The organism is Meiothermus luteus, from assembly GCF_003574085.1.
Taxonomy (GTDB): domain Bacteria; phylum Deinococcota; class Deinococci; order Deinococcales; family Thermaceae; genus Meiothermus; species Meiothermus luteus.
The window spans coordinates 1-25,434 of sequence record NZ_QWKZ01000005.1; the positions used below are offsets into that span (position 1 = coordinate 1).

The following is a 25,434-nucleotide window of genomic DNA, read 5'->3' on the forward strand; positions in this document are numbered from 1 at the left end:
TAGTGGCCGTTGCGCTCCCCCCGCCGGCTGGGTGTGCGCTCCCGGTAGCCGGCGGCCAGGTGCTCGGTCATCTCCTCCTCCAGCACCCGCTCAAGGACCGCCTTCACCCCTTCCCGGATGCGCCGGCTGATCTCCTCCTTGGTCAACCGCCGGAGCTCATCTTGGGTCATCGGACACCTCCAGATTAACCCACAAAATACGCTACGCTACCCCCCCGCAGGTGCGCTAGGATGTAGCAGGGGACACCTTCACCCGGCCAGAGGTCCTCAAGGTTCTGACGGGATATGAGAGACGGGGGCGCGCTTTATGGTGGCCCAAAATCCAAATGCTCCGGCGAAGGTTGTGTATTCCTTGGCCCTTGGTCCCGAAGAGAACGTGCAGGAGGCGGTCCAGGAGCACCCCAACCTCCATCCCATGGTGAAGAGTCGTCACGAGTTGAGAAGATAAAGGGAGGAAGGGATGGACTATCGGAAAAAGTTGGATCTGGCCAGGGATCCCAACACCCCCGTAGAGGCCCTCGAGGCCTTGGCGAAAGACAAGGAGTGGACGGTTCGCTGGAGAGTGGCGACCAACCCGAACACCCCGGCGCACATCCTCGAGGCCCTGGCGCAGGATGAAAGCTGGGAGGTACGCCTAGCGGCAGCAGAAAACCCGAACGCACCGAGGGAGGTCCTTGAGGCCCTAGCAGGGGATAAGAATGCGGAGGTGCGCAGGGCGGCGGCACGGAATCCAAATAGCCCGCCGGAAACCCTCAAGGTCCTGGCGAGGGATAGGGAACGGGATGTGCGGGAGGGGGTGGCAGGAAACCCGAGCACGCCGGAAGCCGTCCTCAGGGCCCTAGCGGAGGACGGGGACTGGATAGTGCGCCGAGCTGTAGCGGAGAACCCGAACGCTCCGGCCCAAGTCCTCAGGAGGTTGGCGGGGGACAAGGCAAAGGCTGTACGCCAGGCAGCCGCCGGTAACCCAAACACGCCGGCCCATGCCCTGGAAAGGTTAGCGGGGGATAAGGGCGAGGAAGTGCGCCGGGAAGTAGCCTGGAACCCCAGTGCCCCGCCCCAAGTCCTTGAGAAGTTGGCGAGGGATGAGGACGGGTTCGTGCGCCGAGCCGTAGCGGGGAACCCGAATACCTCGGCTCGTGTCCTCGAGGAGCTAGCGAAGGAAGAAGACTGGCTGACACGCCGGGTAGTAGCGGAGAATCCGAACACCCCGGCTCAAGCCCTCAAGAGGCTAGCGGAGGACAGGGCAAAAGCGGTACGCCAAGCCGTAGCTGGGAACCCCAATGCTCCAGCCCAAGTCCTCAGAAACCTGGCAGAGGATGAGGACTGGGTAGTGCGCTTGGCAGTGGCAGGAAACCCGAACGCCCCACCTGAGGCGTTGGTTCTCTTGTCGGTGCGAGACCATGTGGAGGAGGTCAAAAGAGAAGCTCTGGAAGCAATCCGGAAACGTGCCAATCCATCTTCACCCATGGACTTTTTTCAGAGCCTTCTCTGCGTGAAACCTTCTTCGTGTGACGCCGAAAGGCAAGGTGAAAGTCACGTCTAAACCCAGCCCAAGAAGAGGTTAGCCCTCCCACCCTCACGGGCAGGAGGAAGAAACCCTGGCGCTACACCCACATCCTCTAGGCACCACAGGGAAGCGGAAGACAGGAGCCGCGAAGGTATGTACACTCTAGAGGCTTCTGGCCTACGGCCTTGAGGCGTTCCCTTGCCCCCCTCCGGAGTACGGGGCGATTGGACTAGGCAAGCCCAGAAAGTGCGGTGTCACGCCCCTTCTGCCCCCCGGACTTCCGGTCCGCCCGAAAGGCAAAGCCTGGTGTATAGTTATCCGCTCAAAACTTGCACTCATCCAGTTCCCCTCAAGGATATGCAACCCTCAAAGCTCTCCTCCTCCTTCTCCTCCAAAGCCACGGCAAAGCCAGGCCCCAGCACAGCCCCACCAAGTTCCCCGCCGCCCTCTCCCGCTTCCTCAACCGCTACCCCTGGCCCACCCGAGCCCTCATCCGCCTCGCCCGTGGGGAGGAAGCGAGGCCCCAAGCCCAGGCTCCTGGTGGTCCTGGACCTGGTCACCCTGGCGAAGCGGGGTCGGTTCCCCGCCCTGCTCCTCTCCTTCTTCCACGGCGACAAGCCCTTGACCGCAGATGGCTTTTTCGGTAACATAAAAAGCTGCCGCACGACGCGGGGTGGAGCAGTCTGGTAGCTCGTCGGGCTCATAACCCGAAGGTCGTAGGTTCAAATCCTACCCCCGCAACCAGAAGCAAGCCCGGGCCACCCGGGCCTTTTTATATCCGCGCGATGCGCCCCCTGGCCTCCCGGGGGGTGCGGGCCCCGATGGCGTAGAGGGCCACCCGCAGCTCGTTTAGAAAGCTCTCAATCCAGGCCACCACCGCTTCAGGGCCTTCCAGGGCAGGTTGGAGCAAGGGGCGGGCCACGGCCACCACGTCGGCCCCTAACGCCAGGGCCTTGGCCGCGTCGGTGCCGCTGCGGATGCCTCCAGAGGCCACCAGGGGAGTGTGGGGAAGAACTTCCCGGCACTCCACCAGGGCCTTTGCGGTGGGAATCCCCGTTTCCACCAGCTCGGGGTGCAGGACGCGTCCGTAGTGAACCAGCTCCTCCACCTTGGCCCAGTTGGTCCCTCCTGCTCCGGCCACATCCAGGGCAGCGACGGGAAGACCTTTGAGCAGCCTAGCGGCCTCCTTCCCGATGCCGTGGCCCACCTCCTTCAGCAGTACCGGGAAGGGAAGCCTGGGGAGAAGAGCTTCTAGCTTGGCTAAGAGCCCACGGAAGTCGGTGTCGCCCCCTGGTTGCAGGGCTTCTTGCAAGGGGTTGGTGTGTAGGGCCAGGGCGTCGGCCCCTACCAAAGAGACCGCCTGCTGGAGTTCCTCCGGGCCGTACCCCTTGTTGAGCTGGACCAGGCCCAGGTTGCCCACCAGCAAGGTTGTGGGGGCCACGTCGCGTACCTGGAAGCTAAGCCGGGTTTCCGGGCGCTCGAGCATCACCCGTTGGCTGCCCAGCATCATCCCCACGCCCAGCCGTTCGGCGGCCTGGGCCAAGGCGCGGTTAATCCGGGCCCCGTTGGCTTCTCCTCCGGTCATAGCGCCGATTAAGAAAGGGGCCCGCAAGCGCTTGCCTAGAAAGAAAGTAGTAAGGTCCACCTCGGCCAGGGCTAGCTCTGGAAAAGCTTGGTAGCGCAGGCGGTAGCGCTCAAAACCGGTGGTGAGGCGGGTGAATTCAACGGGTTCGCTCAAGCAGACCTCGAGGTGCTTGCGCTTGCGGGTCTGGATGTCCTGAACCTCGTCCACAGCCTTGGGCGATTCTACCCAGCCGGTGGTGGGGGTTTGTGGGCCTAGCCCACCCTCGTGGTGGGCCTTTGGGGCAGACCGGGTATAGTAACCCAGTGGTCCTTTTGGTGCCTGACTCCACACGCCCAGAACATCTAGAGGGCCTTCCCAAAGGGGTAAAGGTGGCCTTTTTACCCCGAGAAGATCCCTTGTCCGAGGAGGCCCTGGAGGCCGAGTTCGCTGTGGCCCCTTACGGGAGCGCTCGAGCCCGGCGCTTTTTCGCCGAGCTGCCCAACCTGAAGCGGCTCAAGGTGGTGCAGACCCTCACCGCCGGGGTGGACTGGATTCTGCCTAAGCTTCCGGCGGGGGTGGTGCTCTGCGATGCGGCGGGGGTGCACGATGCGCCGGTGGCCGAGTGGATTGTGGGGGCTATTCTGGCGGCCTACAAGCGCTTCCCCGAGTTTCGCGATGCCCAGCGGGAGGGGCGGTGGGCCTACCGATGGGTGGAGGACCTCGAGGGGGCCAGGCTGCTCTTCCTGGGCTACGGCTCCATCGCCCGGGCCACCGAGGCCCGCCTGGCTCCTTTTGGGGTGTCCTTCCTGAGGGTGGCCCGCACCGCCCGCGAAGGGGTGCATACCCTGGCCGAGCTGCCGGAGCTGCTGCCCCAAGCGGATATTGTGGTGAACCTGCTGCCCCTCACGCCGGCCACCGAGCGGCTCCTGGGCCATGAGCATTTTGCCCGGATGAAACCGGGGGCCCTCTTTGTGAACGCGGGACGGGGCAAGACTGTAGACCAGGAGGCTCTGGTGGAAGCAGTTCGATTGGGTAGGATTCGTTTCTACACCGACGTGGCCGATCCAGAACCCCTGCCGGAGGGCCACCCCCTCTGGTCACTCCCGGAGGTCTTCCTCACCCCCCATATCGCTGGCTCCACCCCTAAGCTCTTTGAGCGGGGCTTCCAGCTGGTGCGGGAGCAGGTGGGCCGGTATGTCCGTGGAGAGCCCCTCCTGAACGTGGTGCAGGAAGGATACTAGGGGCTGGCTGGGTGGTTTGGCAGTTCCTGTAAGGCCCGCACCACCGCCTGGGCGCTGCGCCTATCCATACCGGGAAGCCGGGCCAGCTCCTCTAGGCTGGCAGCCCGGAGTTCCTCCAGGCTGGAGAAGTGCTGCAGGAGGACCCGCTTGCGGGCTGGGCCTATGCCTCGGATGTCGTCAAAGATGCTCTTCAGGGCCTTTCGGCTACGCTCCTTGCGGTGGAAGGTCAGCCCGTTGCGGTGGGTTTCGTCTCGGATGTGGATGAGGAGCTGCAAGGCGGGGTGGGTCAGGGGAAGCGCGAGGGTGCGGCCATCGGGGAGCACCAGGGTTTCCTCGCGCTTGGCTAAGCCCACCAGCGGGAGCCTCAGACCGGCTTGCTGGAGGCCCCGCTCGGCGGCCCGCACCTGGCCTAACCCCCCGTCAATCAGGATTAGGTCGGGGATGGGCATCTGCCGGGAAAGGCTGCCGCTGAAGCGGCGGGCGAGGGTCTCCTCCAGGGCTTTGTAATCGTCGGGGCGGCCCTGCAGGCCGCGGATTTTGAGGCGGCGGTACTCGGACCTTTTGGGCCTTCCCCCTTCAAACACCACGATGGAGCCCACCGGGCTTTCCCCCAGGAGGTTGGAGACGTCGTACCCCTCGATGCGGTGGGGTCGGCGGGAGAGGCCCAGCAGCTCCATCAGCCCTTTGAGCGCGGGGTGGTCGCCCTTGCGCTCCAGGAGCTTGAGCTCGGTCTCGAGCGCGGCCTGGGCATTTTTCTGGGCCAGCTCAATGAGGCGGGTCTTCTCGCCCCGCTGGGGTACGCGCACCTCTACCTTGCGCCCCTTGGCGCTTAGGAAGGCCGCAAAGGCCTCCTGGACCTCCAGGGCGAAGGGGAGCAGCACCAGGGGGGGCAGGGGGGTGGCCTCGAGGTAGTAGTCCCGTAGGAAGGCCTCCAGGAGCTCTGCGTCGCTGGCGTCTCCAATCCCCTCTATAAAGCGGCTGATCCGCCCCAGCATCTGTCCTCCCCGTACCTGATAGTGCTGCAGCATGGCATACTCGCCGGCTCGAGCGAAGCCTATGAAATCCAGATCGCCCATCTCCGGGTCGTAGGCCTGCTGGGCGGTGCCGAAAAAACTCCGGATGGCCGCGATTTGGTCGCGAATCTCGGCGGCCCGCTCGAAATCCTGCTGCCGCGCGGCTTCCCGCATCTGGGCCTCTAGGCTCGCGTAGAGGGTCTCAATTTTCCCGTCCAACAAGTCCTCTACCTGCTTCACAGCGGTGTGGTAGCTCTCTGGATCGGCCTGGCCCACGCAGGGGGCCAGGCAGCGGCCCATGGCGTGGTTGAGGCAGGGATAGCGCCTTCTTCTAAAGGGGTAGCCGGAGTTCTTGCGCAGGAGAAAGTAGCGGTCTATCAAGCGCTTGATGCGCCGCACTGCGCTGGCTTCGGGAAAGGGCCCCCAGTAACGGGCCCCGTCGTCTTGTACCCGCCGCACCACCAGGAGCATAGGCCACTCCTCCTTGGTCAGTTTCAAGAAGGGGTAATGCTTGTCGTCCTTCAATAAAACGTTGTAGTGAGGGCGATGGTGCTTGATGAGGTTGGCCTCTAGGAGGAGGGCCTCTACCTCGTCGCGGGCCAGAATGAACTCCAAGCTGGTGGCTTCCTGGGCGATGCGCAGGCTCTTGCCCTCGCTGTGGAAGTAGCTATTGACCCGCGCCTTTAGGTTTTTGGCCTTTCCCACGTACAGGATGCGCACCCCGTCCTTCCATAGGTAGACCCCTGGGGCTTCGGGCAAGGGGGGAAGGTCTTCCGGTCGCATTGAGGCCCATCCTAAGCGCGGGGGTATACCTTCTGTGTGACTTGTCCTCCTGATAGACTGGGGCCTATGAGCACCGGCCGCGACGAGATGCTCTACAAAGCCTGGGTCCAGGTCATCGATTGGATGAAGGAGTACGCCGTCGAAAAGGGCGTGGCCTTTAGCAAGGAGTCCGACTTTCCCGACTTCATCTACCGCATGGAGCGGCCCTACGACCTCCCCACCACCATGATGGCGGTCTCCCTTTCCGACGAGCGGGGGGAGCCCTTCCTCTTCGCCTCGGTATCGCCCCGACACGCCAAGCTCAAGCACATTGCCTTCCGCGTTCCAGGAGGGCACATCCACCACCACGCCCACTGGGAGGAAGGAAGGGGGCTGGTGTTGGAGGGGAAACTTCCCCTGACCAAGGAGCGGCTCTTCCAGATGGCCGACCGGGCTCGAGCCGCCCTGGTCCGGGCCTGAGCTACCAGATGGCCATGACCCGGGTGGGGCCGCCGGAGGCCCCTTTGTGTTTGGGCCCGCCCACGATGACCATGGCCCCGCTAGGCGGCACGCTGGCCAGGTTGGCTAGGTTCTCCAGGCCGTACTTGCCCGCCCCCAGCAAGGTGACGTGGCTTTTAAAGTCCTTGGAGGCCCCGAAGTCGAGCGAGAGGGTGTCCACCCCCACCCCCACGATGTTCCGTTCCCGCACCAGAAACTCGGCGGCGGCCGGGCTGAACCCCGGGTAGTGCTGCACCCCGGCGCCGTCTTGGTTGACGTAGGCCTTGGGGTCGCCAACCCGGCTTTCCCAGCCCGAGTACATGGCCACGAAAGCCCCGGCCGGCAGGCGCCCGTGGCGGCGCTCCCAGGCCAAAAGGTCGTCTATGGTGACCTCGGCGTCGGGGTTGCGGTCGGCCTTGTCCTTGATGTTGACGACGGCCAGCGGTGCGATGAGCCGGTTTACCGGTAGGCTCTCGGCGGTGAGGCCGCCCTCCACAAAGTGGGCTGGGGCGTCCATGTGGGTCCCGGTGTGCTCCCAGACCTCTAGGATGTTGCCGTAGTAGCCATCCTTCCTGACCGTGACCACCTCGGTGATCTTCATGGGCCTGGCCCCGGGGAACATAGGGAAGCTGGGTGAGGCCACATGGGTCAGGTCGGCCACGTTGCTAAAGGCTTTTCCAGAAACCTGGCCTTGGGCTTTGGCGCTGACGGCGGCCAGCGCGGCCAGGCCTGTGGCCAAGCCCAAAAGCTCCCGCCTGCTGAGGCTTCTTTCTACCAGACTCATCACGTGGGGTGCGCACATACGACCTCCCAGCGTTCCAAGCCGGCTTCCTGGTATGGCTCGGTAGCCCCAATTTATTGGGTTTCCCGGGCCTCACGCAAGCTCAGTCCCGGCGCGGGCTTACCCCCAGCAGGGCCAGGGTGATGAGGGCGAAGGCCAGCCAGGCCTGCAGGGGGATGGGGAACTGGGGTAAGTACTCCACGTTGCAGGGGATGGGACCCTTGCAGACGTTGGGGGCCAGGCCCGGGACCCAAAGCTCCAGAAGGTGGTAGCTGCTCCAGAAAAGGCCCAGTAGGGAGAGGGTGATGGCGTAAGGTTTCACGCCAGCGTCCCCCCGCCACAGGGCGATGCCCAGCAGGAGGGCCAGCGGGTACATGGCGATGCGCTGGTACCAGCAGAGGGTGCAGGGGATGAAGTTGCGCACCTCGGAGTAGTAGAGGCTGCCTAGGGTGGCCACCAAGGCCACCAGCCAGGCCAGGGCCAGCAGCAGGGTGTTGCGCTCAGAGGGATTTAGGTTCCTCACAGGGGTCATTCTACGGGAAGCTCGTAACGGACCAGGCGGCCGACCACCCGCCCGGGCAGCTCGAGCTCGGTACCTGCTGCCCGGATGAAGGGCCTGGGGTGGATGCGGCTCAGTAGGGCCCGGCCCGCCTCCTGCCCCAAACCATCTGGCAGCACCCCGAGCATAAGTCCGGCCGGTTCCGCCACCAGCGCGGCCCCAAGGGCGTGTCCTTGGGCGTAGGCGATGAGGGCTGTGTGGCTGGGGTTTTGCAGCCATCGGCCCACCGCCTGGGCAAAGGCCAGCCGCCACGCCGAGGCCCCGTAGGCCTCAGTGAGGATGCGGGCTACCTTCCAGGCCTCCGACCAGGGAACCCGCACCACCCGGTGGGGGGTGGGGTGGGCCTCTGCAACGCAAAGCTCAAAGGTGCCCCCAGGGCGGTAGCCGGCAGCCAGGAGCGCAGAAGCGTCGGCCTCCTCCCAAAGGGTGAAGGCGGGGGGTGCGCCTAGGGCTAGGAAGCGGGCCTCGATTTCCCTCTGCGCGGCCGCTTTGTGGCCAAAGGCGGTGTTGGTCAAAAGCAGGGGAAACTGGGGCTGGAGCAGGTAGGGGAGGCCTCCGGCTTGGCCGGAGTGTTCCCTCGAGGCCAAGGGCCGGTACAGCGCGCACAGGTCCAGCATCCGCCTAACCCAAAAGCGCCTCCACAAACTCCGCGGCGTCAAAGGGCTGCAGGTCCTCGGCCTTTTCTCCTACCCCGATGAACTTGATGGGCACCCCCAGGGTGCGCACGATGGGCACCAGCACGCCCCCTTTGGCGGTGCCGTCAAGCTTGGTCACGACGACCCCGGTGAGGCCCACGGTTTGGTGAAACTTCCTGGCCTGTTCCAGCCCGTTTTGGCCGGTGATGGCGTCCAGCACCAGCCAGACCTCCCCGGGTTCGCCGGGGTCGGCTTTGCCGATGGAGCGCTTGACCTTGGCCAGCTCCTCCATCAGGTTGTGCTTGGTGTGCAGACGCCCAGCGGTATCCACCAACAAGAGGTCGAAGCCCCGGGCCTTGCGGGCTGAGGCGGCGTCAAAGGCCAGCGCGGCGGGGTCGGTTCCCTCGGGGCCCTGGACGACGGGGATGCCCAGCCGCTCGCCCCAGACCCCGAGCTGGGCCCCCCCGGCGGCCCGGAAGGTGTCCCCGGCGCAGAACATCACCCGCTTGCCCTGCTTTTGGTAGTACTGCCCCAGCTTGGCGATGGTGGTGGTTTTGCCTACCCCGTTGACCCCCACCATCAGGATTACCTTACCTTTGGGTTCCACCACGCTCTTTTTGGCGTCTGGGCTGAAGCCGGCTTTGCGGATTTTAGCCCGGAAGGCGTCGGGCTCGAGCTGCACCGTGAGGGCTTGCTTTAGGGCCTCGCGGAGGTCCTTCTTGCCCGACCGCCGCACCTCTTCCAGCACTTCCTGGCTGGCCTCTACGCCCACGTCGGCGGCGATCAAGGCAAACTCCAGCTCCTCCAGCACCTCTTCGGGGTTTTTGCTCCAGGGTATCGCTCTCACCAGGCTGTCGCGGGTTTTGCTGAGCCCCTCGCGGAGGCGCTGCAACCAGCTCATACGGCCCCAGTTTACCGGTAAGGGGCCCACCCCGGCCGGGCACCGGCCGGGGTGGGCGGGGCCACGGGCTACTTGGCCTTCTCGTAGAGCTTCTTGGCAATCTCGTAGAGCTCGCCCGGGTGGAACTCGGGGGCGAACTCCGCGGCGTCGTGTCCGGCGTCAAACACCGGGCCGCCCGTGGGGGGGCCGTCCACCACCACCACCTCAGTCCCGTCCTCAGGGGAAGCGCCCTTCCAGATGAGGCCCAGGTCTTGATAATCGGAGGGGCTAAAGCGGTAGAGGTTGCGGTGGAAGCCCTGCTCCATGTACTTCTTGGCCTCGGGGAACTTGCTGTTGTCGATGCGGGGGATGGGGAGGAGTTTGGTCATCTCCACCCCGGTGAGGCTCTCCAAGGCCTTGCCGTAGGCGGCGGCGTGGACCCCGCCCCGCACCAGGAGGTAGCCGATCATCTCCCGGGCCACGGGGTTGTCCGTCATCTCGTAGACCCGGAGCTTGTGGGTGCGGGCCGCTACCTCCAGGAAGAAGTTGTGGAGGAGGTCCAGGATGAGGTTGCCGCTGGTGAAGACGTACTCCCCGTTCCAGTGCTCCCCCATGGCCCCCATCACCAGGGTGTTGGCCCCTCCGGCGATGAAGTGGGCGGCGTTGCGGGCGTCCTTGGCGAAGCCCAAGGGGGCGCTTACGGGGTCCACCCCTCCTTCCAGGTCCTTACCGGGGTTCTTGGCCAGGAGGCTATTGACGGTGGCGGAAACCAGTTCAATGTGCCCGAGCTCCTCCGTGGCGATGTTGGCGATGAGGTCGTAGTAGGGCTTGAGCGCCTTCTTCCCCCGGAAGTTGAAGGACTGGTACATGTAGTTCATCAGGGTGGACATCTCCCCAAAGCGCCCACCCAGAAGGGCCTGCACCGCCGCGGCGGCGTTGGGGTCCTGCTCCTTGGGCATGGGCAACTCAATCTGCAACCGGTCTATTCTCAGGAACATCTCCAACCTCCTGCCCGGCAAAACCGAGCAGTTTCTACCCTAAAGGGGCCTGTGGAATAAGTCCAATAGATTGTTGGCCTTCCCAGTATAAACTAGATTTATGACATTGGAGCAGCTCCGGTATCTGGTGGCCCTGGCCGAGGAGGGTAGCTTTACCCGGGCAGCGGAGCGGGTCTACCTGACCCAGCCCGCCCTAAGCGTGCAGGTACGGCGGCTCGAGGAGGAGCTTGGGGTGCGGCTTTTTGACCGGGCCAAGCGGCCCTTGGAGCCTACCGAGGTGGGCCGGGCAGTGGTGGCCCAGGCCCGGCGGGTGCTGGAGGAGGTGGAAAAAATACGCGCCTTGGCCGAAGGACAGGCCGCGCTTTTTGAGGGGCCGTTCCGGCTGGGGGTTATTCCCACCCTGGCCCCTTACCTTCTGCCCCGCCTGCTGCCCCGGCTCGCCGAGCGGTGGCCCGGGCTCGAGCTCTCGGTGCGGGAGGAGCTGACCCCGGGAATTCTGCAGGCCCTTTTGGAAGGGCGGCTGGACGGCGGCCTGATCGGCACCCCAGAGCGCCTACCGGGCCTCGAGTTCACCCCGCTTTTTGAGGAGGGTTTTGTCGCCTATGTGGCCCCGGGCCACCCGCTCTACGCCCAGCCGGCGCTCCACCCTTTGGAGATACCCCTCGAGGACACCTGGGTCCTCTCCGAGGGGCACTGCTTTCGCGAGCAGATTCTCGCGGTCTGCCGGCCTGGCCTGCCCCGGCGGCGGGTGGAGTTCCAAAGCGGCGACCTGGAGACCCTGGTGCACCTGGTGGAGGAGGTGGGGGGGCTGACCCTCCTGCCCGAGGTGGCCCTTTGGACGCTGGGAGAGGCCAGATGGACCCGCTTGCGCCCCCTGGCTCCGCCGGGGGCGGGCCGCACGGTCTATTTGGTTTGTCGGGAGGGAGCCTTGAGACGGCCGGTGGCCCAGGCCCTTGGCGAGGAGGCCCGCCGGGTTTTCCAGGGGCTCGAGCGGCCCCCAGGGTTGGTCTGCGAAGGGGGTTTGCTATGATGGCCGGGTTGTATGGTGGTGCTTCCAACCGAGGAAAACCTCCAGCGTGCTGCGGCCCTACTGCGCTTGGGCGGGCTGGTGGCTTTTCCCACCGAGACGGTTTACGGCCTAGGGGCCAGCGCACTGGACGCGCAGGCGGTGGCCCGGATTTTTGAGACCAAAGGCCGCCCTACCTTTGACCCTCTGATTGTTCACGTGGCGGAGAGGGGGATGCTGCCCCAGGTAGTGGAGGCGGTGCCCCCTCTGGCAGAGGAACTCATGGATCGCTTCTGGCCTGGCCCCCTGACCCTGGTGCTGCCCAAGTCCGGACGGGTTCCCAGCCTGGTCACTGCGGGCCTGCCCACCGTGGCGGTGCGGATGCCGGCCCACCCGGTAGCGCTGGAGCTCATCCGTCGGGCGGGGGTGCCGGTGGCCGCGCCCAGCGCCAACCCCTTCGGGTATCTGAGCCCCACCCGAGCGGAGCACGTAGAGCGGACCTTGGGCGGCCGGGTGGACCTGATTGTGGATGGGGGGCGCACCCAGTTTGGGGTGGAGTCCACCATCCTTTGGCTGGGTGAACGGCCGCTGCTGCTGCGGCACGGCGCGGTGCCGCTGGAAGCGCTGGAGGAGGTGCTGGGGCCGGTGGAACTACAGGTGGGGCCGAAGCAGCGCCCCTTGGTACCGGGCCAGCTTCCCCAGCACTACGCCCCTCGCACCCCAATCCGCCTGGCCTACCCCCATGAGGTCGCCCCGGAGGAGCGCAAGGAGGCCGGCTACCTGGCCTTTCGCGATGTGCCCAAGGGCTTCAAGGTGGTCAAGGTGCTTTCCCCCACCGGCGACCTGCGGGAGGCCGCGGCGCACCTGTTTGAGGCCTTGCACCAGCTTGACCGCCTCAGCTTGAAGGCCATTTACGCTGAGCCGGTGCCAGAGGTAGGCCTGGGCCGGGCCATTATGGACCGGCTCAGGAGGGCCTCGAACTGAGGCTCGAGGGGGCTACAGGTTGAAGTACTTGGCCTTGGGGTGGTGCACGATGATGGCGCTGGTGGACTGCTCCGGTATGAGCTGGTACTCCTCGCTCAGCTCTATGCCCACCTCCTGCCACTTTAGAAGCTCCTGGAGGTACTTCTGGTCCTCCAGCCGGGGGCAGGCCGGGTAGCCGAAGCTGTAGCGGCTGCCCTGGTAGCCCTGCCGGAAGAGTTCCTCCAGGCTGGTGGCGTCGTCCTGGGCGATGTCTAGCTGCTGCCGGATGCGCTTATGCCAGTACTCGGCCAGGGCCTCGGCCATCTCCACCGAGAACCCGTGCAGGTAGAGGTAGTCCTGGTAGGCGTCGGACTGGAAGAGCTTTTGCGCCACCTCTGAGACCTTGCGGCCCATGGTCACCACCTGGGCGGCCAGCACATCGCGCGCGCCGTTCTCCCAGGCCGCCGGGGGGAACCAGGCCTGCTCGTCGCCGATGGGCTCGGCAAAGCGGGGGCGGAAGAAGTCGGCGATGCACAGATGGCGGGAGTTCGCGCCCATCTGCCGGGGGAAGTTGAAGCGGAAAAGCTCCTGACCGGACTCGGGGTCAAACACGATCAGGTCGTTCTTGTCCGAGGCCACCGGCCAGTAGCCGTAGACCACCGCGGGCTCGAGCCAGCCCTCTCCGATGGCTTGCAGCACCATCTCCTCAAACATGGGTTCGGCCAGGCGCTCGAGGTAGGCCTGGTACTCCTCCGGGCTCATCTCCCCCCGGCGGAACCCCCACTGGCCCCGGAAGAGGGCGTTCTTGTTCACGTAGCGAGAGATAACCCCGATCTCCAGCTCGCTTTTGTCCACCACCCGGCGTCCCCAGAAGGGCGGCCTAGGGATGCGGGGGGCGGGCGGGGTGTTGGAGGGGATGTATTCGGAACCAGCCATAAGCTTCTCCTGCAAAATTTCGTAGGCGGTCTTGTACTTGTGCCCGCTTACTTCCCGGCTGGTGAGGCGCGGCGGGGCATGACCGGTCAGCTCCTCCATAATCTGCAGGCCGTCAAAGGCGTCGGAGGCGTAGTAGACCGGGCCGGTGGTGTAGGTCTGGCGCAGGTCGTTTTCCACGTAGTGCCGGTTCAAGGCGGCCCCGCCCAGCACTACCGGGATGCTGTAGCCGCGCGCGGCCATGTACTCTAGGTTTTCCTTCATCACCACGGTGCTCTTGACCAGAAGCCCGCTCATGCCCACCGCGTCGGGTTTGTGCTCATCCACCGCGGCCAGAATCTCCTCAATGGGCTTTTTGATGCCCAGGTTGACCACCTTGTAGCCGTTGTTGGAGAGGATGATGTCCACCAGGTTTTTCCCTATATCGTGCACGTCCCCCTTGACCGTGGCCAGGACCATGGTGCCCTTGTGCACCCCCTCCAGCCGCTCCATGCGCGGCTCGAGGAAGCGCACCGCGGCTTTCATGGTCTCGGCGGCCTGCAGCACGAAAGGGAGCTGCATCTTGCCCTCGCCGAAGAGGTCCCCTACCACCTTCATCCCCTCCAGCAGGATTTTGTTGATGATGTCCACCGGGCTGTAGCGTTGCAGGGCCTCCTCGAGGTCGGCCTCGAGGCCCACCTTGCGCCCCTCAATGATACGCTTTTTGAGCCGCTCCTCCACCGGTAGCCCGCCCAGGGGGTCTTGGCTTCTGCCCTTTTCGGCCTTGTGCTTGGCGAAGTAGTCCACATAGGCGAAAAGGGGGTCGTGCAGCACCTCCCCCTCGGGGCTGAAGACCCGCCGGTCGTAGATGAGGTCAAGGGCCAGCCGGTAGGCCTCCTCGGGAATCTGAGAGATGGGCAGAATCTTGCCCGCGTTCAGGATGGCTGCGGTCAGGCCAGCCTTCACGCACTCGTCCAGAAAGACCGAGTTGAGCACCACCCGGGCCTGGGCCGAGAGGCCGAAGGAGACGTTGGAGATGCCTAGGATGAAGCCCACCTCGGGCAACAGGGCCCGTACCCGTCGGATGCCCTCAATCGTCCACATGGCCAGCTTGCGGGTGTCTTCGTCGCCTTGGGTGATGGGGAAGGTGAGCAGGTCAAAGAGGATGGAGCTGCCAGGGATGCCGTGGACCTGGGTGAGCCGCTCGTACATCCTTAGGGCGATCTCCACCTTGCGCTCAGGGGTCTTGGCCATCCCGGCCTCTTTGTCCTCGTCTATGGTCAGGGCCACCAGGGCGGCCCCGTGCTGCTTGGCCAAGGCCGCTATTCGGTCAAACTTTTCCAAGCCGTCCTCGAGGTTGACCGAGTTCAGGATGGCTCTCCCTCCTAGGTGCTTGAGGGCCTCCTCCATCACCTCCGGCTGGGTGGTGTCCACCATGATGGGGATGGGCACGCTGGTGGCGAAACGCCGGATGACCTCCCGCATGTCCCGCACCTCGTCGCGCCCTGTCCAGGCCACCGAGACGTCCAGCACGTGGGCCCCTTCGGCCACCTGCTCCTGGGCCAGCGCCTCCATTCCGTCAAAGTCGCCGGCGAACAGGAGCTCGCGAAACTTTTTGCTCCCGGTGGCGTTGGTGCGCTCGCCCACCAGCAGGATGCCGGTCTCCTGCCGTAGGGGCACGCTTTGGTAGAGACTCGCCACCTGGGCAAAGGCGTTTTCCCGCCGGCCTGGCCAGGCCGGATGGCCACTTTTCACCCCCGAAAGGGCTTCGGCCAGGGCCCTGATGTGGTCTGGGCCGGTGCCGCAGCACCCTCCCACCGCGTTCAATCCGTACTCCTGCACGAACTTCTGTTGCCAGCGAACCAGCTCGGCCGGGGTCAGGTCAAAGACCGCCCGACCCCCCTCGTTGCGGGGCAGGCCGGCGTTGGGGAGGCAAGCGGTAAAGCGGGTGGTGTGCTGGCAGAAGTGGCGGATGTGGGAGTCCATCAGGTCAGGGCCCACCGCGCAGTTCATGCCCACCACGTCTACAGGGAGGTTTTCCAACACGGTGAGGGCCGCAGCGTCGTCGGTGCCCACGAGCATGGTGCCGGTAGACTCCACGGTGACCTGCACCTGCAGCGGCAATTCCCGTTCCACGTCCCGCATGGCCTGGCGTACCGCCAGCACCGCGCAGCGCACCTGCAGGATGTCCTGACAGGTCTCCAGCAGGATCAGGTCCACCCCACCGCGCAGGAGGCCCCGCGCGGCGGTGCGGTAGGAGGCGAACATCTCAGCCCAGCCGATCTGCCCCAGGGAGATGAGCTTGGTGCCGGGGCCCAGCGCCCCGGCCACGAAGCGGGGTTTCTGCGGCCGGCTGTAGCCATCGGCCACCTGGCGGGCCAGCCGAGCGGCCTCAAAGGCCAGGTCCTCGGCCTCGGCCTCGAGGTTGTACTCCGAGAGGACGTGGGGTAAGCAGCCGAAGGTGTTGGTCTCTATAACATCGGCGCCGGCCTCGAGGTAGCTCCTGTGGATGGCTGCGATGACGTCGGGACGGGTGCGGTTTAGGATTTCCGGGCAGCCGCTGTACGCCTCCCCCCCGTAGTCGGCCTCGGTCAGGTTGTGCTTGAATATCTCGGTACCCATGGCCCCATCGAAGACCAGGACCCGCTCCGATAGGGCCTTTAAGTAAGGGAAGGCCTCAACGCGCGCTTCACGCCGGTAGCCCTGGGCGTCCAGCGGCTCCAGGCCCTGCTCGGCGAAGAAGTCTCGGGGTGCCCTTGCGCTCACAAGGACTATTCTAGGGCAGGGTATACCAAAGGGGCCGCTTGCGGCCGGGCGGCCTTTCCCGTTAGCATGCAGCCAAAATGCAACCCACAACGGCTGATCTCCAGTACGCGGTGGACGTGGCCCTAGGCCGCCGGCCTGGTACCCTACTTTTGAAGAACGCCCGGCTGCTCAACGTCTTCAGCCTGACCCTCCAGCCCACCCACATCCTGCTGGCCGGCCCCCTGGTGGCGGCGGTGGGCCTGGAGTATGCCGGCGCCGAGGCCCAAGAGGTGGTGGATTTGGAGGGCCGTGTGGTGGCCCCAGGGCTGATTGACGGGCACGTGCACCTGGAAAGCTCCCTGGTCACCCCCGCCGAGTACGCCCGGGGGGTGGTGCCCCGGGGCGTGACCGGGGTGGTGACCGACCCCCACGAGATCGCCAACGTAGCCGGGGTGGCGGGCGTGGAGTGGCTGATGGAGGCCAGCGAAGGGCTGCCGCTGGAGGTCTGGGTCACGGTGCCCTCCTCGGTGCCCTCCACCCCGCTGGAGACCAGTGGAGCGGCGCTGGGCCTGGCGGAGATAGAGCGGCTGCTGGCCCACCCGCGGGTGGTGGGGGTGGCCGAGCTGATGAGCTTCCCAGCCATTCTGGCCGCCGAGGCGGGTGAGCTCGAGAAGGTGCGGCGGGCCGAGCGCTTCGGCAAGTCGCCCGAGGGCCACGCCCCCACCCTGACCGGCCGGTCCCTGCAAGGCTACCTGGCCACCGGCATCGCCTCCGACCACGAGAGCACCACCTTGGAGGAGGGGCGGGCCAAGCTCGAGGCGGGCTGCTTTCTGATGGTGCGCGAGGGCTCCACCACCCGCAACCTGGCGGCGTTGGCCCCCCTGCTCCGCCCCGAGCACGCCGACCGCATCGGCCTGGTGACAGACGACCGGCTGCCCTCGGACTTGCTGCGTGAGGGCGGGGTGGACTTCCTGGTACGCAAGGCCATCGCCCTAGGGGTAGACCCGGCCTACGCGGTGCGGGCCGGGAGCTACAACGTGGCCCGGCACTTCGGCCTGCGGCGGCGGGGCGCGGTGGCCCCGGGGTTCCAGGCCGATTTGGTCGTCCTGGACGATTTGCAGGCCTTTGTGGCGGCCCAGGTCTACCAGCGGGGCCGGTTGGTGGCCGAACAGGGGCGGCTCCGGGTTGAACTGCCCAAGACCAAGGTCTCGGCGGCGGTGGCCCGCACCGTAAAACTGCCCGAGCTGCGACCCCACGACCTGCGGATTCCGGCCCAGGGGGGCCGGGTTCGGGTGGTGCGGGCCATCCCCCACCAGGTGCTGACCGCCGAGGAGCGCCTCGAGCCCACCGTTCGCGACGGCGAGGTGGTGGCCGACCCCACGCGCGATTTGGCCAAGCTGGTCTGCATAGAGCGCCACGGCAAAAATGGGCGGATCGGCAAGGGGCTGGTCACGGCCTTTGGCCTGCAAAAAGGGGCCCTGGCCTGCACGGTGGGCCATGACCACCACAACCTGATGGCCGTGGGGGTCTCGGATGCCGACATCGTGCGGGCTGCCAGGAGGCTCGAGGCCTTGGGGGGCGGCATGATCGCGGTGGCCGACGGCCAGGTGCTGGCCGAGCTGGCCCTGCCCATCGCGGGCCTGATTACCGACGAGCCCCTGGAGGCGGTGGACGCCAAGCTCCAGGCCCTCGAGGCCGCCGCCCGGAGGCTGGGGGTCAGCCTGCCCGACCCCTACATGGCGCTTTCCTTTTTGGGGCTGGCGGTCATCCCTGAGCTGCGCCTGACCGACCACGGGCTGGTGGACGTGCGGCAGGGGGCCTTGGTGGGGCTCTTTGTAGAATAGGTCGGCATGGTCATCCTGCGCGGCCTAATCGTTCACACCCCCAAGAACCCCTTCCGTGAGGCCGGCGCTTTGCAGGCCTTTTCCGATGGGGGCCTGGCCTTTCGAGAAGGGCGCATCCTCGCCTTGGGCAGCTTCGCTGAGGTGCGGGCCCAGTTTCCCAATGCCAGCGTGCAGGACTGCCGCGAGGGAATCTTGCTGCCGGGGCTGGTGGACACCCATGTGCACTACCCCCAGACCCGGGTGATTGGGGCCATGGGCTACAGCCTGCTGGACTGGCTGCAAAAGCGCACCCTGCCCTTAGAAGCCCAGCTTTCCGACAACAAGCTGGCCCGCGAGCTGGCCCGGGAGTTCGTAAAGCTGCTCCTGCGCAACGGCACCACCACCGCCCTGGTCTTCGGCTCGCACTTCCAGGGGGCCACCGCCAACCTCTTCGGGGCCGCCGAGGACGTGGGGCTCCGCATCATCGCCGGGCAGGTGTGTTCAGACCGGCTCCTGCTCCCCGCGCTCCACACCACCCCCGAGCGGAGCTACGCCGAGCAGAAGATGCTCATCCAGCGCTTTCATGGCCGGGGCAAGCTGCGCTACGCGGTCACCCCGCGCTTCTCGCTCTCGGCCTCGGAGGGGCTGCTCGAGGTCTGCCAGACCCTCTTGCAAGAACACCCCGACCTGCACTTCACCACCCACCTCAACGAGAACCTCGAGGAAATCCGCACCGTGGCCGGGCTCTTCCCCTGGAGCGAGCACTACCTCCAAACCTACGACCGCTTTGGCCTGGTGGGGGAGCGCTCGGTCTTCGCCCACAACGTCCACCCCACCGAGGCCGAGCTCCTTCGGCTGGCCGAGACCAGGGCCGCGGTGGCCCACTGCCCGAGCTCCAACGCCTTCATCGGCAGCGGCCTTTTCCCCATGCGGCGGCACCTTTTGCACGGGGTGCGCTTCGGGCTGGGCTCGGATGTGGGGGGTGGCACCGGCTTCAGCCTGCTCAAGGAAGGGCTGATGGCCTACCTGACCCAGCGCCACGCCCCGGACGGGGTGAACCTGACCCCGGCCCACCTGCTCTACCTGGCGACCCAGGCGGGCGCCGAAATTCTGGGCTTGGGTGAGGAAGTCGGTAGTTTGGTGCCGGGCAAGGCCGCCGATGTGGTCTGGATTAAGCCGGAGCCAGGCAGCACCCTGGAGGTGCACTTCCGCCACCTGGACTCGGTAGAAGACTTGCTGGGCTCGCTTTTTACCCTGCACGGCGAGGCCAAGGTGCAAAAGGTCTGGCTGGACGGGCGGGAAGCGCCCCTGGACTGATGGTATCTTGGGCCGCGTGGAACGGGTCTATGTGCTTCCCGCCTCGGCCTTTCCGCCCGCGCAGGCAAAGCTGATGCCCCTCGAAGCCCCATTGCTCAGGAAAATAGGGCTCGAGGGCTTCTTCCTAGAACGCGCCCAGGCCGAAGAAGACCCCACCCATCGCCAAGTTATCCCCTACGCTTTGGTGCGCCACGGGGGCCGCTACTTGCTGATGCGGCGCACCAAGGGAGGGGGCGAGGCCCGGCTGCACAACCTCTACACCCTGGGGGTGGGGGGGCATATCAACCCCCAAGACCACCGCGGCCCGGAGGCCAACCCTCTGCTGGATGGCCTGCGCCGCGAGCTGCTGGAAGAGGTGGGGATAAGGCGTTACACCGCCGAGCCGGTGGGCCTGATTGTGATGTCCGATACGCCGGTGAGCCGGGTGCACGCCGGGGTGGTGTTCCTGGTGGAGGCCGAGGACGAACCCCGGGTAGTGGAGACCGAAAAACTGGAGGGCCGGCTGGCCAGCCTGGAGGAGGTTTGCGCGGCCTACGAGCGGCTCGAGGGCTGGTCGCGGGTGGTGGTGGACTGGCTTAGGGGCCAGCGGGGGCTCGAGTAGGCCGGGCCTGGCTTTCCTTCCGCCGCTGGCTGGGTCGGGTGAGCAGCTCGCTCGCAGGGAGCAGGTGTCCTAGGCACTCGGTGTAGTCTATGCCCTGCATAAAGTCGGCGGCCAGGTCGGCCACGCTGACCCGGCTCAGGCTTTCCAGCACGGCGTCCCGCACCTTGAGCCAAACCCGCCCACGGGCCCAGCAACGCCCTTCCTCCACACAGGGCTTGGGCCAGTTGAGGCTGACACAGGCCAGGGGAGCGATGGGACCGTCCACCGCCCGGATGACGTCGCGCAGGTTAATCTCCTCGGGTGGGCGGGGTAGGGCATACCCCCCACCCTGCCCCTTTTTGGAGACCACCAGGTTGTGCCCCACCAGCGCCGCCAGGATGCGCACCAGGTAGGTGTGCTTAACCCCGGTGGCCCGGCTCAACTCCTCGCTGCCCACAAAACGCCCTGGGGGTTGGGCGCCCAGGTAGCCCAGGGTCTTTAGGGCGTAAATATCGGTTTTGGAAAGGCGCATGAACTAAGTTTAGCCCTATTGGCAGGCCTTGAACCAGGCCACGGCTCCCAGAAAGCCCACCAGGCCGACCCCTACCCAGCTATTCTGGAGGTACTGCGCGCTGCCCACCAGGGCCAGGTGGAAGAATCCGATGAGCCAAAAGTCGGTTTGGAAACTCTCCTTGCGGCTTTTGTGGCGGAAGAGCTGCTGGGCCAAGAGCCCTCCCAGCCAGCCCCCGAAAAATTCCATCAGGTGGAGCTGCTTCTCCGGCACCCTCCAGTAGACCTCCGCCCAACCCCGTAGCCGCAGCTTTTCGTTTTGCACCGCCCGCCACTTATCCACCCCGTAGCGGAAGAGGGTGATTAGCCCCATCGGCAGGTAGGCCAGCATCAGGGCTTGAGAAAGGGAGAGGGGCGTGGCCTGAAGGGAGTTGAGGAACTCCACCCCACCGGGGACCACCCGCAGCCCCAGGTAGATGAGCCCCAGCAAGGAGAGTAAAAACGCGGGAATGCCCACCAGCACTTGAATCAGGTACCACGCCAGGACCAAGACCTGCCACCCTAGACTGCGAATCACCCCAAGCAGATACAACGCCGCGCCTCTCATGCCAGGCTAATATAGCTGGCGTTGACGTGGGAGTGGGCGGCTGATAAACTTTGACTTAGTACAAGTTTCCCCGAGGTGCGAAGATGGTTGCGGACAGGAAGCTCTACAGCAAAGGCGGAGGCTGGCTGCTCGAGGCTCCGGAGAAGGTCTTCACCCCCGAGGATTTTGACGACACCACCCGCATGATCCAGGAGACCGTGCGGCAGTTTGTGGAGAAGGAGTACCGCCCGGTGGCTGAGGCCATGGAGCACGGGGCCCTGGAGCACAACATCCCCCTCCTGCGGAAGTGCGGTGATCTGGGGCTCTTGGGTGTAGAAGTGGGCGAGGAGTACGGGGGGCTTGACCTGCCCAAGACGGTCAGCACGGTGATTGCCGAGGCCCTCGCGGGGACCGGGGGTTTCAGCGTCACCTACGGGGTTCAGACCAGCATCGGGCTCCTGCCTTTGGTCTACTGGGGTACCAAGGAGCAGAAGGACAAGTACCTGGCCAAGCTGGTCTCGGGTGAGCTCATCGCAGCCTACTGCCTCACCGAGCCGCAGTCTGGCTCCGACGCCATGGGGGCTAAGACCCGCGCGGAGCTCTCTGAGGACGGCAAGCACTACATCCTCAACGGCACCAAGATGTGGATCTCCAACGCCGGCTTTGCCCACCTCTTCACCGTGTTCGCCAAGACCAAGGAGGGCCTCACCGCCTTCCTGGTGGAGCGCGACACGCCGGGGCTGCGCTTTGGCAACGAGGAGAAGAAGATGGGCATCAAGGCCAGCAGCACCCGCCAGGTTTTCCTGGAGGACGTCAAGGTCCCCGTGGAGAATGTGCTGGGCGAGCTGGGCAAGGGGCACAAGATTGCGTTCAACGTGCTCAACGTGGGCCGCTACAAGCTGGGGGCGGGCGCCATTGGCGGGGCCAAAGGGGCCTTGGGGCTCTCGGCCAAGTACGCCAAGGAGCGGGTGGCCTTTGGTCAGCCCATCGCCAACTTTGGCCTCATCCAGCAGAAGCTGGCCGAGATGGCCAGCCGCATCTTCGCCGGGGAGAGCGCGGTTTACCGCACCATGGGCTTGATTGACGAGGCGCTCTCGGGGCTGGATAAGGCCAATGCTGCCGAGGCGGTGCTGAGGGGCATTGAGGAATACGCGGTGGAGGCCAGCATCATCAAGGTGCTGGGCTCGGAGGTGCTGGACTACGTGGTAGACGAGGGGGTGCAGATTCACGGGGGCTACGGCTACTCCGCCGAGTACGAGATTGAGCGGGCCTACCGCGACAGCCGCATCAACCGCATCTTTGAGGGCACCAACGAGATTAACCGCCTGCTGATTCCCGGTATGCTGTTGCGCCGGGCTATGAAGGGGGAGCTGCCCCTCTTTGAGGCGGCCACGAAGCTTCAGAAGGAGCTGCTGGAGCCCTCCTTTGAGGATCCCGAGGACAAAGAAGTGGCCGCCCTGCAAGGGCTCAAAAAGCTGGCCCTGGCGGTGCTGGGCCTAGCCGCGCTCCGGTTTGGCCCGAAGGTGGAAGAGGAGCAGGAGGTGCTGGCGGTAGCAGCCGACATCCTGATTGACATCTATGCCGCTGAGAGCGCCCTACTGCGCGCACGCAGGCTGGCCGACCCGGTTTACACCGAGATGGCCCAGCTTTACCTGCACCAGGCGCTTGACCGGGCCCAGGCCGCCTCCCTCTCCATCCTGCCCCGGCTGGCCGAGGGCGACGAGATGCGGCTCATGGCCTCCGCGGCCCGCCGCCTGACCAAACACGAGCTGCTGGATCTAGTGGCCCTGCGCCGGCGGATTGCCGTTAGGGTCTTGGAAGCGGAAGGGTACCCCCAGCCCAAGGCCTAGCTGGATTCGGCAGGTTGGCTGTTCGTCGGAGGTGTTTGGAGGCCCGCCTTGGGGCGGGCCTATTTTCAGTTGCCGCCCTTGGCTCCGGGGGTAACAGCCGCGTCCTCCTCCGTTTGTAGATGACCCGGGGCTCTTTTGCTCCCGTTGGCCCAAGCGGTAAGCTTAGGCCGATGACCCCGAACCTGATCCGTGAAGTACGGGCCTTTGTGGAGGAGGAGGTGCGGCCGCTGGAGCCCCGCTTCTTTCGGGACGGCTTTGCGGCGGTGGAACCGGCCCTGCGGGCGCTTCGTGAGCGAATCAGGGCCTTGGGCTGGTGGCTGCCCCCCCTACCCAAGCCCTGGGGGATGGGCCTTTCCTTGAGCGAGTTTGCCCGCTGGAGCGAGGAACTGGGCCGCAGCCCGCTGGGCCACTACGCTTTCAACACCCAGGCCCCCGATATTGGCAACATGGAGGTGCTTCTGAGGCATGGCAGCGAGGCGCAGAAGGAGCGCTTCTTGAGGCCGCTGGCTTCCGGGGAGGTGCGCAGCGCTTTTGCCATGACCGAGCCCGAGCACGCGGGGTCTAACCCGGTCTGGCTCTCCACCACGGCGGTGCTCGAGGGGGACGAGTGGGTTATTAACGGACACAAATGGTACACCACCGGTTTTGAGGGCTCGGCTTTTTGCATTGTGATGTGCGTGACCGACCCCGAGCACCCCAACCCCTACGCTCGAGCCAGCTTGATCATCGTGCCGAGCGATGCCCCGGGGCTCAAAAAGGTGCGCAAGATAGCGGTGATGGGGGAGGAGGGGGAGGGCTGGGCCAGCCATGCGGAGCTTCGCTTTGAGGGGGTGCGGGTGCCGCGGGAGAACCTGCTGGGGGAGCGGGGGCGGGGTTTTGCTATTGCCCAAGAGCGGCTCGGCCCCGGCCGCATCCATCACTGCATGCGCTGGGTGGGCATAGCCCAGCGCGCCCTCGAGCTCACCTGCGCCTACGCCGCCCGGCGGGAGCTGGCCCCGGGCAAACCCCTGGCCTCGCGCCAGGCCGTGCAGCACCTGATTGCCGAGTCGCAGGCCGAGGTCCACGCGGCCCGGCTAATGGTGTTGGACGCGGCCGAGAAGGTGGAAAAACTGGGAGCGGAGCAGGCCCGGATGGAGATATCGGCGATCAAGTTCTTTGTGGCCGGGGTGTTGCAGCGGGTTTTGGACCGCGCCATCCAGGTGCACGGGGGGCTTGGCCTGTCCGACGACACCCCCCTGGCCTATTTTTACCGGCATGAGCGGGCCGCTCGCATCTACGACGGGGCCGATGAGGTGCACAAAACCGTGGTGGCCCGGGCCTTACTCAAGGCCCACGGGGTAGAGGTCTCGCTCTGAGGCTTTTGGGGAGGGCGCGATGGACCAGGCTGTACCGGTGCGCAAGGGCGAGGAGCTAAATGTTGCGGCGCTGGAGGCCTACCTGAAGGACCACCTGCCGGGGGCTGGGGGGCGGCTCGAGGTCTTGCAATTTCCTAGCGGCTACTCCAACCTCACCTACCTTTTGCGCCTGGGGGAACAGGAGCTGGTGCTGCGCCGTCCGCCCTTTGGGGCCAACATCAAGACCGCCCACGACATGGGCCGGGAGTACCGGATTCTCAAGGCCCTCTGGCCGGTCTACCCTAGGGTGCCGAGGCCCCTTCTCTACTGCGACGACGAAGGCGTGCTGGGGGCGCCTTTTTACGTGATGGAGCGCCTCCATGGGGTAATTCTGCGCACAAAGCCCCCGGAGGGCTTGACCCCTGCCCAGATGCGGAGGGTCTGCGAGGCTGCGCTGGATGCCTTGGTTGAACTGCACGGCCTGGACTACGCCAAAGCAGGCCTAGCCGATTTGGGCAGGCCCGAAGGCTATGTGGAGCGGCAGGTGCGGGGCTGGACGGAGCGTTACCTGAAGGCCCGCACCGAGGAGGTCCCCGGCATGGAGCAGGCCATGGCTTGGCTTCCAGCCCATCTGCCCCCGCCCCAGCCTGCGGCCCTCATCCACAACGACTTCAGGTACGACAACCTGATGTTTGATCCGGGGCTACGGCGGGTAGTGGCGGTGCTGGACTGGGAGATGGCCACCCTAGGCGACCCCTTGATGGACCTGGGCACCACCCTGGCCTACTGGGCCGAGGCCAACGACCCGCCGGGCCTCAGGGACTTTGGCCTGACCCACCTACCGGGCAACTACCGCCGGGCCGAGCTGGTGCAGGCCTACGCCCGGCGCACCGGTCGGGATGTCTCGGGGATACTCTTCTACTACGTGTTTGGTCTTTTCAAGGTGGGGGTGATTATGCAGCAGATTTATGCCCGCTACCAGAAGGGTCTCACCCAGGACGCCCGCTTTGCCGCCCTTATTCACCTGATACGCGAGGTAGGGCACAAAATTCAAAAAGCGTTGGAGACCGAAAAGCTCTAAAACCCGTTGTCGTTGTGCCGACCCTCGAGGGCTTCCCAGGAAGGCCATGCGTCGCGCGGAACTAGCCTTCACCGGCCCGGCCACCTTTCTCAAAGCCCCCTACCGGCCCCTTCTGGAGGATTGGCAGGCCGAGATGGGCTGTTTGGCATCCCCTGGGCTACCGCCCTGGTATGCGCTTTGCGCAAGGCCAGCAGATCGAGGTCAACGACGGGCAAGTGTAACCCTTCCATCAGGCGCATTCCGGTTCCGTAAAGCAGCGACAAACCAGATGGTGAACCCCATGTGTTGCC

General features: G+C 65.6%; 22 protein-coding genes, 1 tRNA gene and 1 pseudogene. 13 read left to right on the forward strand and 11 right to left on the reverse strand.

From position 1 onward, the window contains the following. On the reverse strand, positions 1-170 hold a 170-nt coding region (locus Mlute_RS16580; protein ID WP_182482443.1), incomplete at its 3' end, for a transposase. A 289-nt stretch (positions 171-459) separates the two neighbouring features. Here Mlute_RS16580 and Mlute_RS01400 point away from each other — a divergent pair. From Mlute_RS01400 to Mlute_RS01410, 3 genes and pseudogenes are all read left to right on the forward strand, one after another. Continuing rightward, positions 460-1,542, forward strand: coding sequence for a variant leucine-rich repeat-containing protein (locus Mlute_RS01400; protein ID WP_119358988.1), 1,083 nt, complete (start codon positions 460-462; stop codon positions 1,540-1,542). Positions 1,543-1,835: 293 nt separating this feature from the next. Then, positions 1,836-2,118: pseudogene (locus Mlute_RS15910) on the forward strand (transposase); the annotation flags it as partial. Between the two features lie 55 nt (positions 2,119-2,173). Further along, positions 2,174-2,250, forward strand: a tRNA-Met gene (locus tag Mlute_RS01410). 28 nt (positions 2,251-2,278) lie between these two features. Here the strand turns inward: Mlute_RS01410 and fni are convergent. Next, the gene (fni, locus tag Mlute_RS01415) at positions 2,279-3,298 is read right to left on the reverse strand and encodes a type 2 isopentenyl-diphosphate Delta-isomerase (RefSeq protein ID WP_119358989.1); all 1,020 of its coding nucleotides are present in this window, start codon (positions 3,296-3,298) and stop codon (positions 2,279-2,281) included. 95 nt (positions 3,299-3,393) lie between these two features. On the opposite strand from fni, the gene Mlute_RS01420 reads away from it, so the two are divergent. After that, entirely contained in the window at positions 3,394-4,311 is a 918-nt protein-coding gene (locus tag Mlute_RS01420) for a 2-hydroxyacid dehydrogenase (RefSeq protein ID WP_119358990.1), read from the forward strand. On the opposite strand, the gene uvrC is transcribed toward Mlute_RS01420, so the two are convergent. After that, positions 4,308-6,107, reverse strand: coding sequence for an excinuclease ABC subunit UvrC (gene uvrC / locus Mlute_RS01425; RefSeq protein WP_119358991.1), 1,800 nt, complete (start codon positions 6,105-6,107; stop codon positions 4,308-4,310). The two genes, Mlute_RS01420 and uvrC, sit on opposite strands and share 4 nt — an antisense overlap. 66 nt (positions 6,108-6,173) lie before the next feature. Here uvrC and Mlute_RS01430 point away from each other — a divergent pair, with 66 nt between their 5' ends. Next, entirely contained in the window at positions 6,174-6,566 is a 393-nt protein-coding gene (locus tag Mlute_RS01430; RefSeq protein ID WP_119358992.1) for an NADH-quinone oxidoreductase subunit 15, read from the forward strand. Position 6,567: 1 nt separating this feature from the next. Here the strand turns inward: Mlute_RS01430 and Mlute_RS01435 are convergent, their stop codons facing one another. From Mlute_RS01435 to Mlute_RS01455, 5 genes are all read right to left on the reverse strand, one after another. Then, entirely contained in the window at positions 6,568-7,386 is an 819-nt protein-coding gene (locus Mlute_RS01435; protein WP_119358993.1) for a cyclase family protein, read from the reverse strand. An 82-nt stretch (positions 7,387-7,468) separates the two neighbouring features. After that, on the reverse strand, positions 7,469-7,888 hold the full coding sequence (locus tag Mlute_RS01440; protein WP_407942633.1) for a disulfide bond formation protein B: 420 nt from the start codon (positions 7,886-7,888) through the stop codon (positions 7,469-7,471). 5 nt (positions 7,889-7,893) lie between these two features. Then, entirely contained in the window at positions 7,894-8,541 is a 648-nt protein-coding gene (locus Mlute_RS01445; protein WP_119358995.1) for a hypothetical protein, read from the reverse strand. Between the two features lie 4 nt (positions 8,542-8,545). Further along, positions 8,546-9,460 (reverse strand): signal recognition particle-docking protein FtsY, encoded by a 915-nt coding sequence (ftsY, locus tag Mlute_RS01450; protein WP_119358996.1) that lies wholly within the window; start codon positions 9,458-9,460, stop codon positions 8,546-8,548. 68 nt (positions 9,461-9,528) lie between these two features. Further along, positions 9,529-10,437: a manganese catalase family protein gene (locus Mlute_RS01455; protein ID WP_119358997.1), complete on the reverse strand. Its 909-nt coding sequence runs from the start codon at positions 10,435-10,437 to the stop codon at positions 9,529-9,531. 100 nt (positions 10,438-10,537) lie between these two features. Between Mlute_RS01455 and Mlute_RS01460 the strand changes: the two genes are divergently transcribed. Continuing rightward, entirely contained in the window at positions 10,538-11,467 is a 930-nt protein-coding gene (locus tag Mlute_RS01460) for a LysR family transcriptional regulator (RefSeq protein ID WP_119358998.1), read from the forward strand. 12 nt (positions 11,468-11,479) lie between these two features. Then, the gene (locus Mlute_RS01465; RefSeq protein ID WP_119358999.1) at positions 11,480-12,427 is read left to right on the forward strand and encodes an L-threonylcarbamoyladenylate synthase; all 948 of its coding nucleotides are present in this window, start codon (positions 11,480-11,482) and stop codon (positions 12,425-12,427) included. A 12-nt stretch (positions 12,428-12,439) separates the two neighbouring features. Here Mlute_RS01465 and metH read toward each other — a convergent pair whose 3' ends face one another. After that, positions 12,440-16,084, reverse strand: a complete 3,645-nt coding sequence (gene metH, locus Mlute_RS01470; protein ID WP_119359000.1) for a methionine synthase — start codon at positions 16,082-16,084, stop codon at positions 12,440-12,442. 77 nt (positions 16,085-16,161) lie between these two features. Here metH and ade point away from each other — a divergent pair, with 77 nt between their 5' ends. Genes ade through Mlute_RS01485 form a run of 3 tightly spaced genes read left to right on the forward strand, consistent with a single transcriptional unit; the run spans position 16,162 to position 19,804 of the window. Beyond that, positions 16,162-17,907 (forward strand): adenine deaminase, encoded by a 1,746-nt coding sequence (ade, locus tag Mlute_RS01475; protein WP_119359001.1) that lies wholly within the window; start codon positions 16,162-16,164, stop codon positions 17,905-17,907. Positions 17,908-17,913: 6 nt separating this feature from the next. Then, complete coding sequence (gene guaD, locus Mlute_RS01480) at positions 17,914-19,203, forward strand: guanine deaminase (protein ID WP_119359002.1); 1,290 nt, start codon at positions 17,914-17,916, stop codon at positions 19,201-19,203. A gap of 16 nt (positions 19,204-19,219) precedes the next feature. Further along, a complete protein-coding gene (locus tag Mlute_RS01485) occupies positions 19,220-19,804 on the forward strand; it encodes an NUDIX domain-containing protein (protein WP_119359003.1) in 585 nt (194 codons plus the stop codon). On the opposite strand, the gene Mlute_RS01490 is transcribed toward Mlute_RS01485, so the two are convergent. Together Mlute_RS01490 and Mlute_RS15815 are read right to left on the reverse strand one after the other, a co-directional pair. Further along, a complete protein-coding gene (locus Mlute_RS01490) occupies positions 19,779-20,315 on the reverse strand; it encodes an RrF2 family transcriptional regulator (protein ID WP_119359004.1) in 537 nt (178 codons plus the stop codon). The genes Mlute_RS01485 and Mlute_RS01490 overlap by 26 nt on opposite strands. A gap of 15 nt (positions 20,316-20,330) precedes the next feature. Continuing rightward, the gene (locus Mlute_RS15815; protein ID WP_220452049.1) at positions 20,331-20,900 is read right to left on the reverse strand and encodes a DUF1294 domain-containing protein; all 570 of its coding nucleotides are present in this window, start codon (positions 20,898-20,900) and stop codon (positions 20,331-20,333) included. An 83-nt stretch (positions 20,901-20,983) separates the two neighbouring features. Here Mlute_RS15815 and Mlute_RS01500 point away from each other — a divergent pair, with 83 nt between their 5' ends. The 3 genes from Mlute_RS01500 to Mlute_RS01510 all read left to right on the forward strand — a co-directional run bounded on the left by Mlute_RS01500 (position 20,984) and on the right by Mlute_RS01510 (position 25,144). Further along, entirely contained in the window at positions 20,984-22,729 is a 1,746-nt protein-coding gene (locus Mlute_RS01500; RefSeq protein WP_119359005.1) for an acyl-CoA dehydrogenase family protein, read from the forward strand. A 170-nt stretch (positions 22,730-22,899) separates the two neighbouring features. Next, positions 22,900-24,084, forward strand: coding sequence for an acyl-CoA dehydrogenase family protein (locus tag Mlute_RS01505; protein WP_182482444.1), 1,185 nt, complete (start codon positions 22,900-22,902; stop codon positions 24,082-24,084). Between the two features lie 19 nt (positions 24,085-24,103). After that, positions 24,104-25,144 carry a phosphotransferase family protein gene (locus Mlute_RS01510; RefSeq protein WP_119359007.1) on the forward strand — a complete coding sequence of 347 codons (1,041 nt, stop codon included), beginning with the start codon at positions 24,104-24,106 and terminating at the stop codon, positions 25,142-25,144. Positions 25,145-25,434: the final 290 nt, after the last annotated feature.

Coding starts and splice junctions, on each gene's coding strand:
- Mlute_RS01490 (WP_119359004.1), bottom strand. CDS start 20,315: ATGCGCCTTTCCAAAACCGATATTTACGCCCTAAAGACCCTGGGCTAC.
- Mlute_RS01500 (WP_119359005.1), top strand. CDS start 20,984: ATGGTTGCGGACAGGAAGCTCTACAGCAAAGGCGGAGGCTGGCTGCTC.
- Mlute_RS01465 (WP_119358999.1), top strand. CDS start 11,480: ATGGTGGTGCTTCCAACCGAGGAAAACCTCCAGCGTGCTGCGGCCCTA.
- Mlute_RS01455 (WP_119358997.1), bottom strand. CDS start 10,437: ATGTTCCTGAGAATAGACCGGTTGCAGATTGAGTTGCCCATGCCCAAG.
- Mlute_RS01445 (WP_119358995.1), bottom strand. CDS start 8,541: ATGCTGGACCTGTGCGCGCTGTACCGGCCCTTGGCCTCGAGGGAACAC.
- Mlute_RS01510 (WP_119359007.1), top strand. CDS start 24,104: ATGGACCAGGCTGTACCGGTGCGCAAGGGCGAGGAGCTAAATGTTGCG.
- guaD (WP_119359002.1), top strand. CDS start 17,914: ATGGTCATCCTGCGCGGCCTAATCGTTCACACCCCCAAGAACCCCTTC.
- uvrC (WP_119358991.1), bottom strand. CDS start 6,107: ATGCGACCGGAAGACCTTCCCCCCTTGCCCGAAGCCCCAGGGGTCTAC.
- Mlute_RS01435 (WP_119358993.1), bottom strand. CDS start 7,386: ATGTGCGCACCCCACGTGATGAGTCTGGTAGAAAGAAGCCTCAGCAGG.
- Mlute_RS01400 (WP_119358988.1), top strand. CDS start 460: ATGGACTATCGGAAAAAGTTGGATCTGGCCAGGGATCCCAACACCCCC.
- Mlute_RS15815 (WP_220452049.1), bottom strand. CDS start 20,900: ATGAGAGGCGCGGCGTTGTATCTGCTTGGGGTGATTCGCAGTCTAGGG.
- Mlute_RS01505 (WP_182482444.1), top strand. CDS start 22,900: ATGACCCCGAACCTGATCCGTGAAGTACGGGCCTTTGTGGAGGAGGAG.
- Mlute_RS01460 (WP_119358998.1), top strand. CDS start 10,538: ATGACATTGGAGCAGCTCCGGTATCTGGTGGCCCTGGCCGAGGAGGGT.
- ftsY (WP_119358996.1), bottom strand. CDS start 9,460: ATGAGCTGGTTGCAGCGCCTCCGCGAGGGGCTCAGCAAAACCCGCGAC.
- Mlute_RS01430 (WP_119358992.1), top strand. CDS start 6,174: ATGAGCACCGGCCGCGACGAGATGCTCTACAAAGCCTGGGTCCAGGTC.
- ade (WP_119359001.1), top strand. CDS start 16,162: ATGCAACCCACAACGGCTGATCTCCAGTACGCGGTGGACGTGGCCCTA.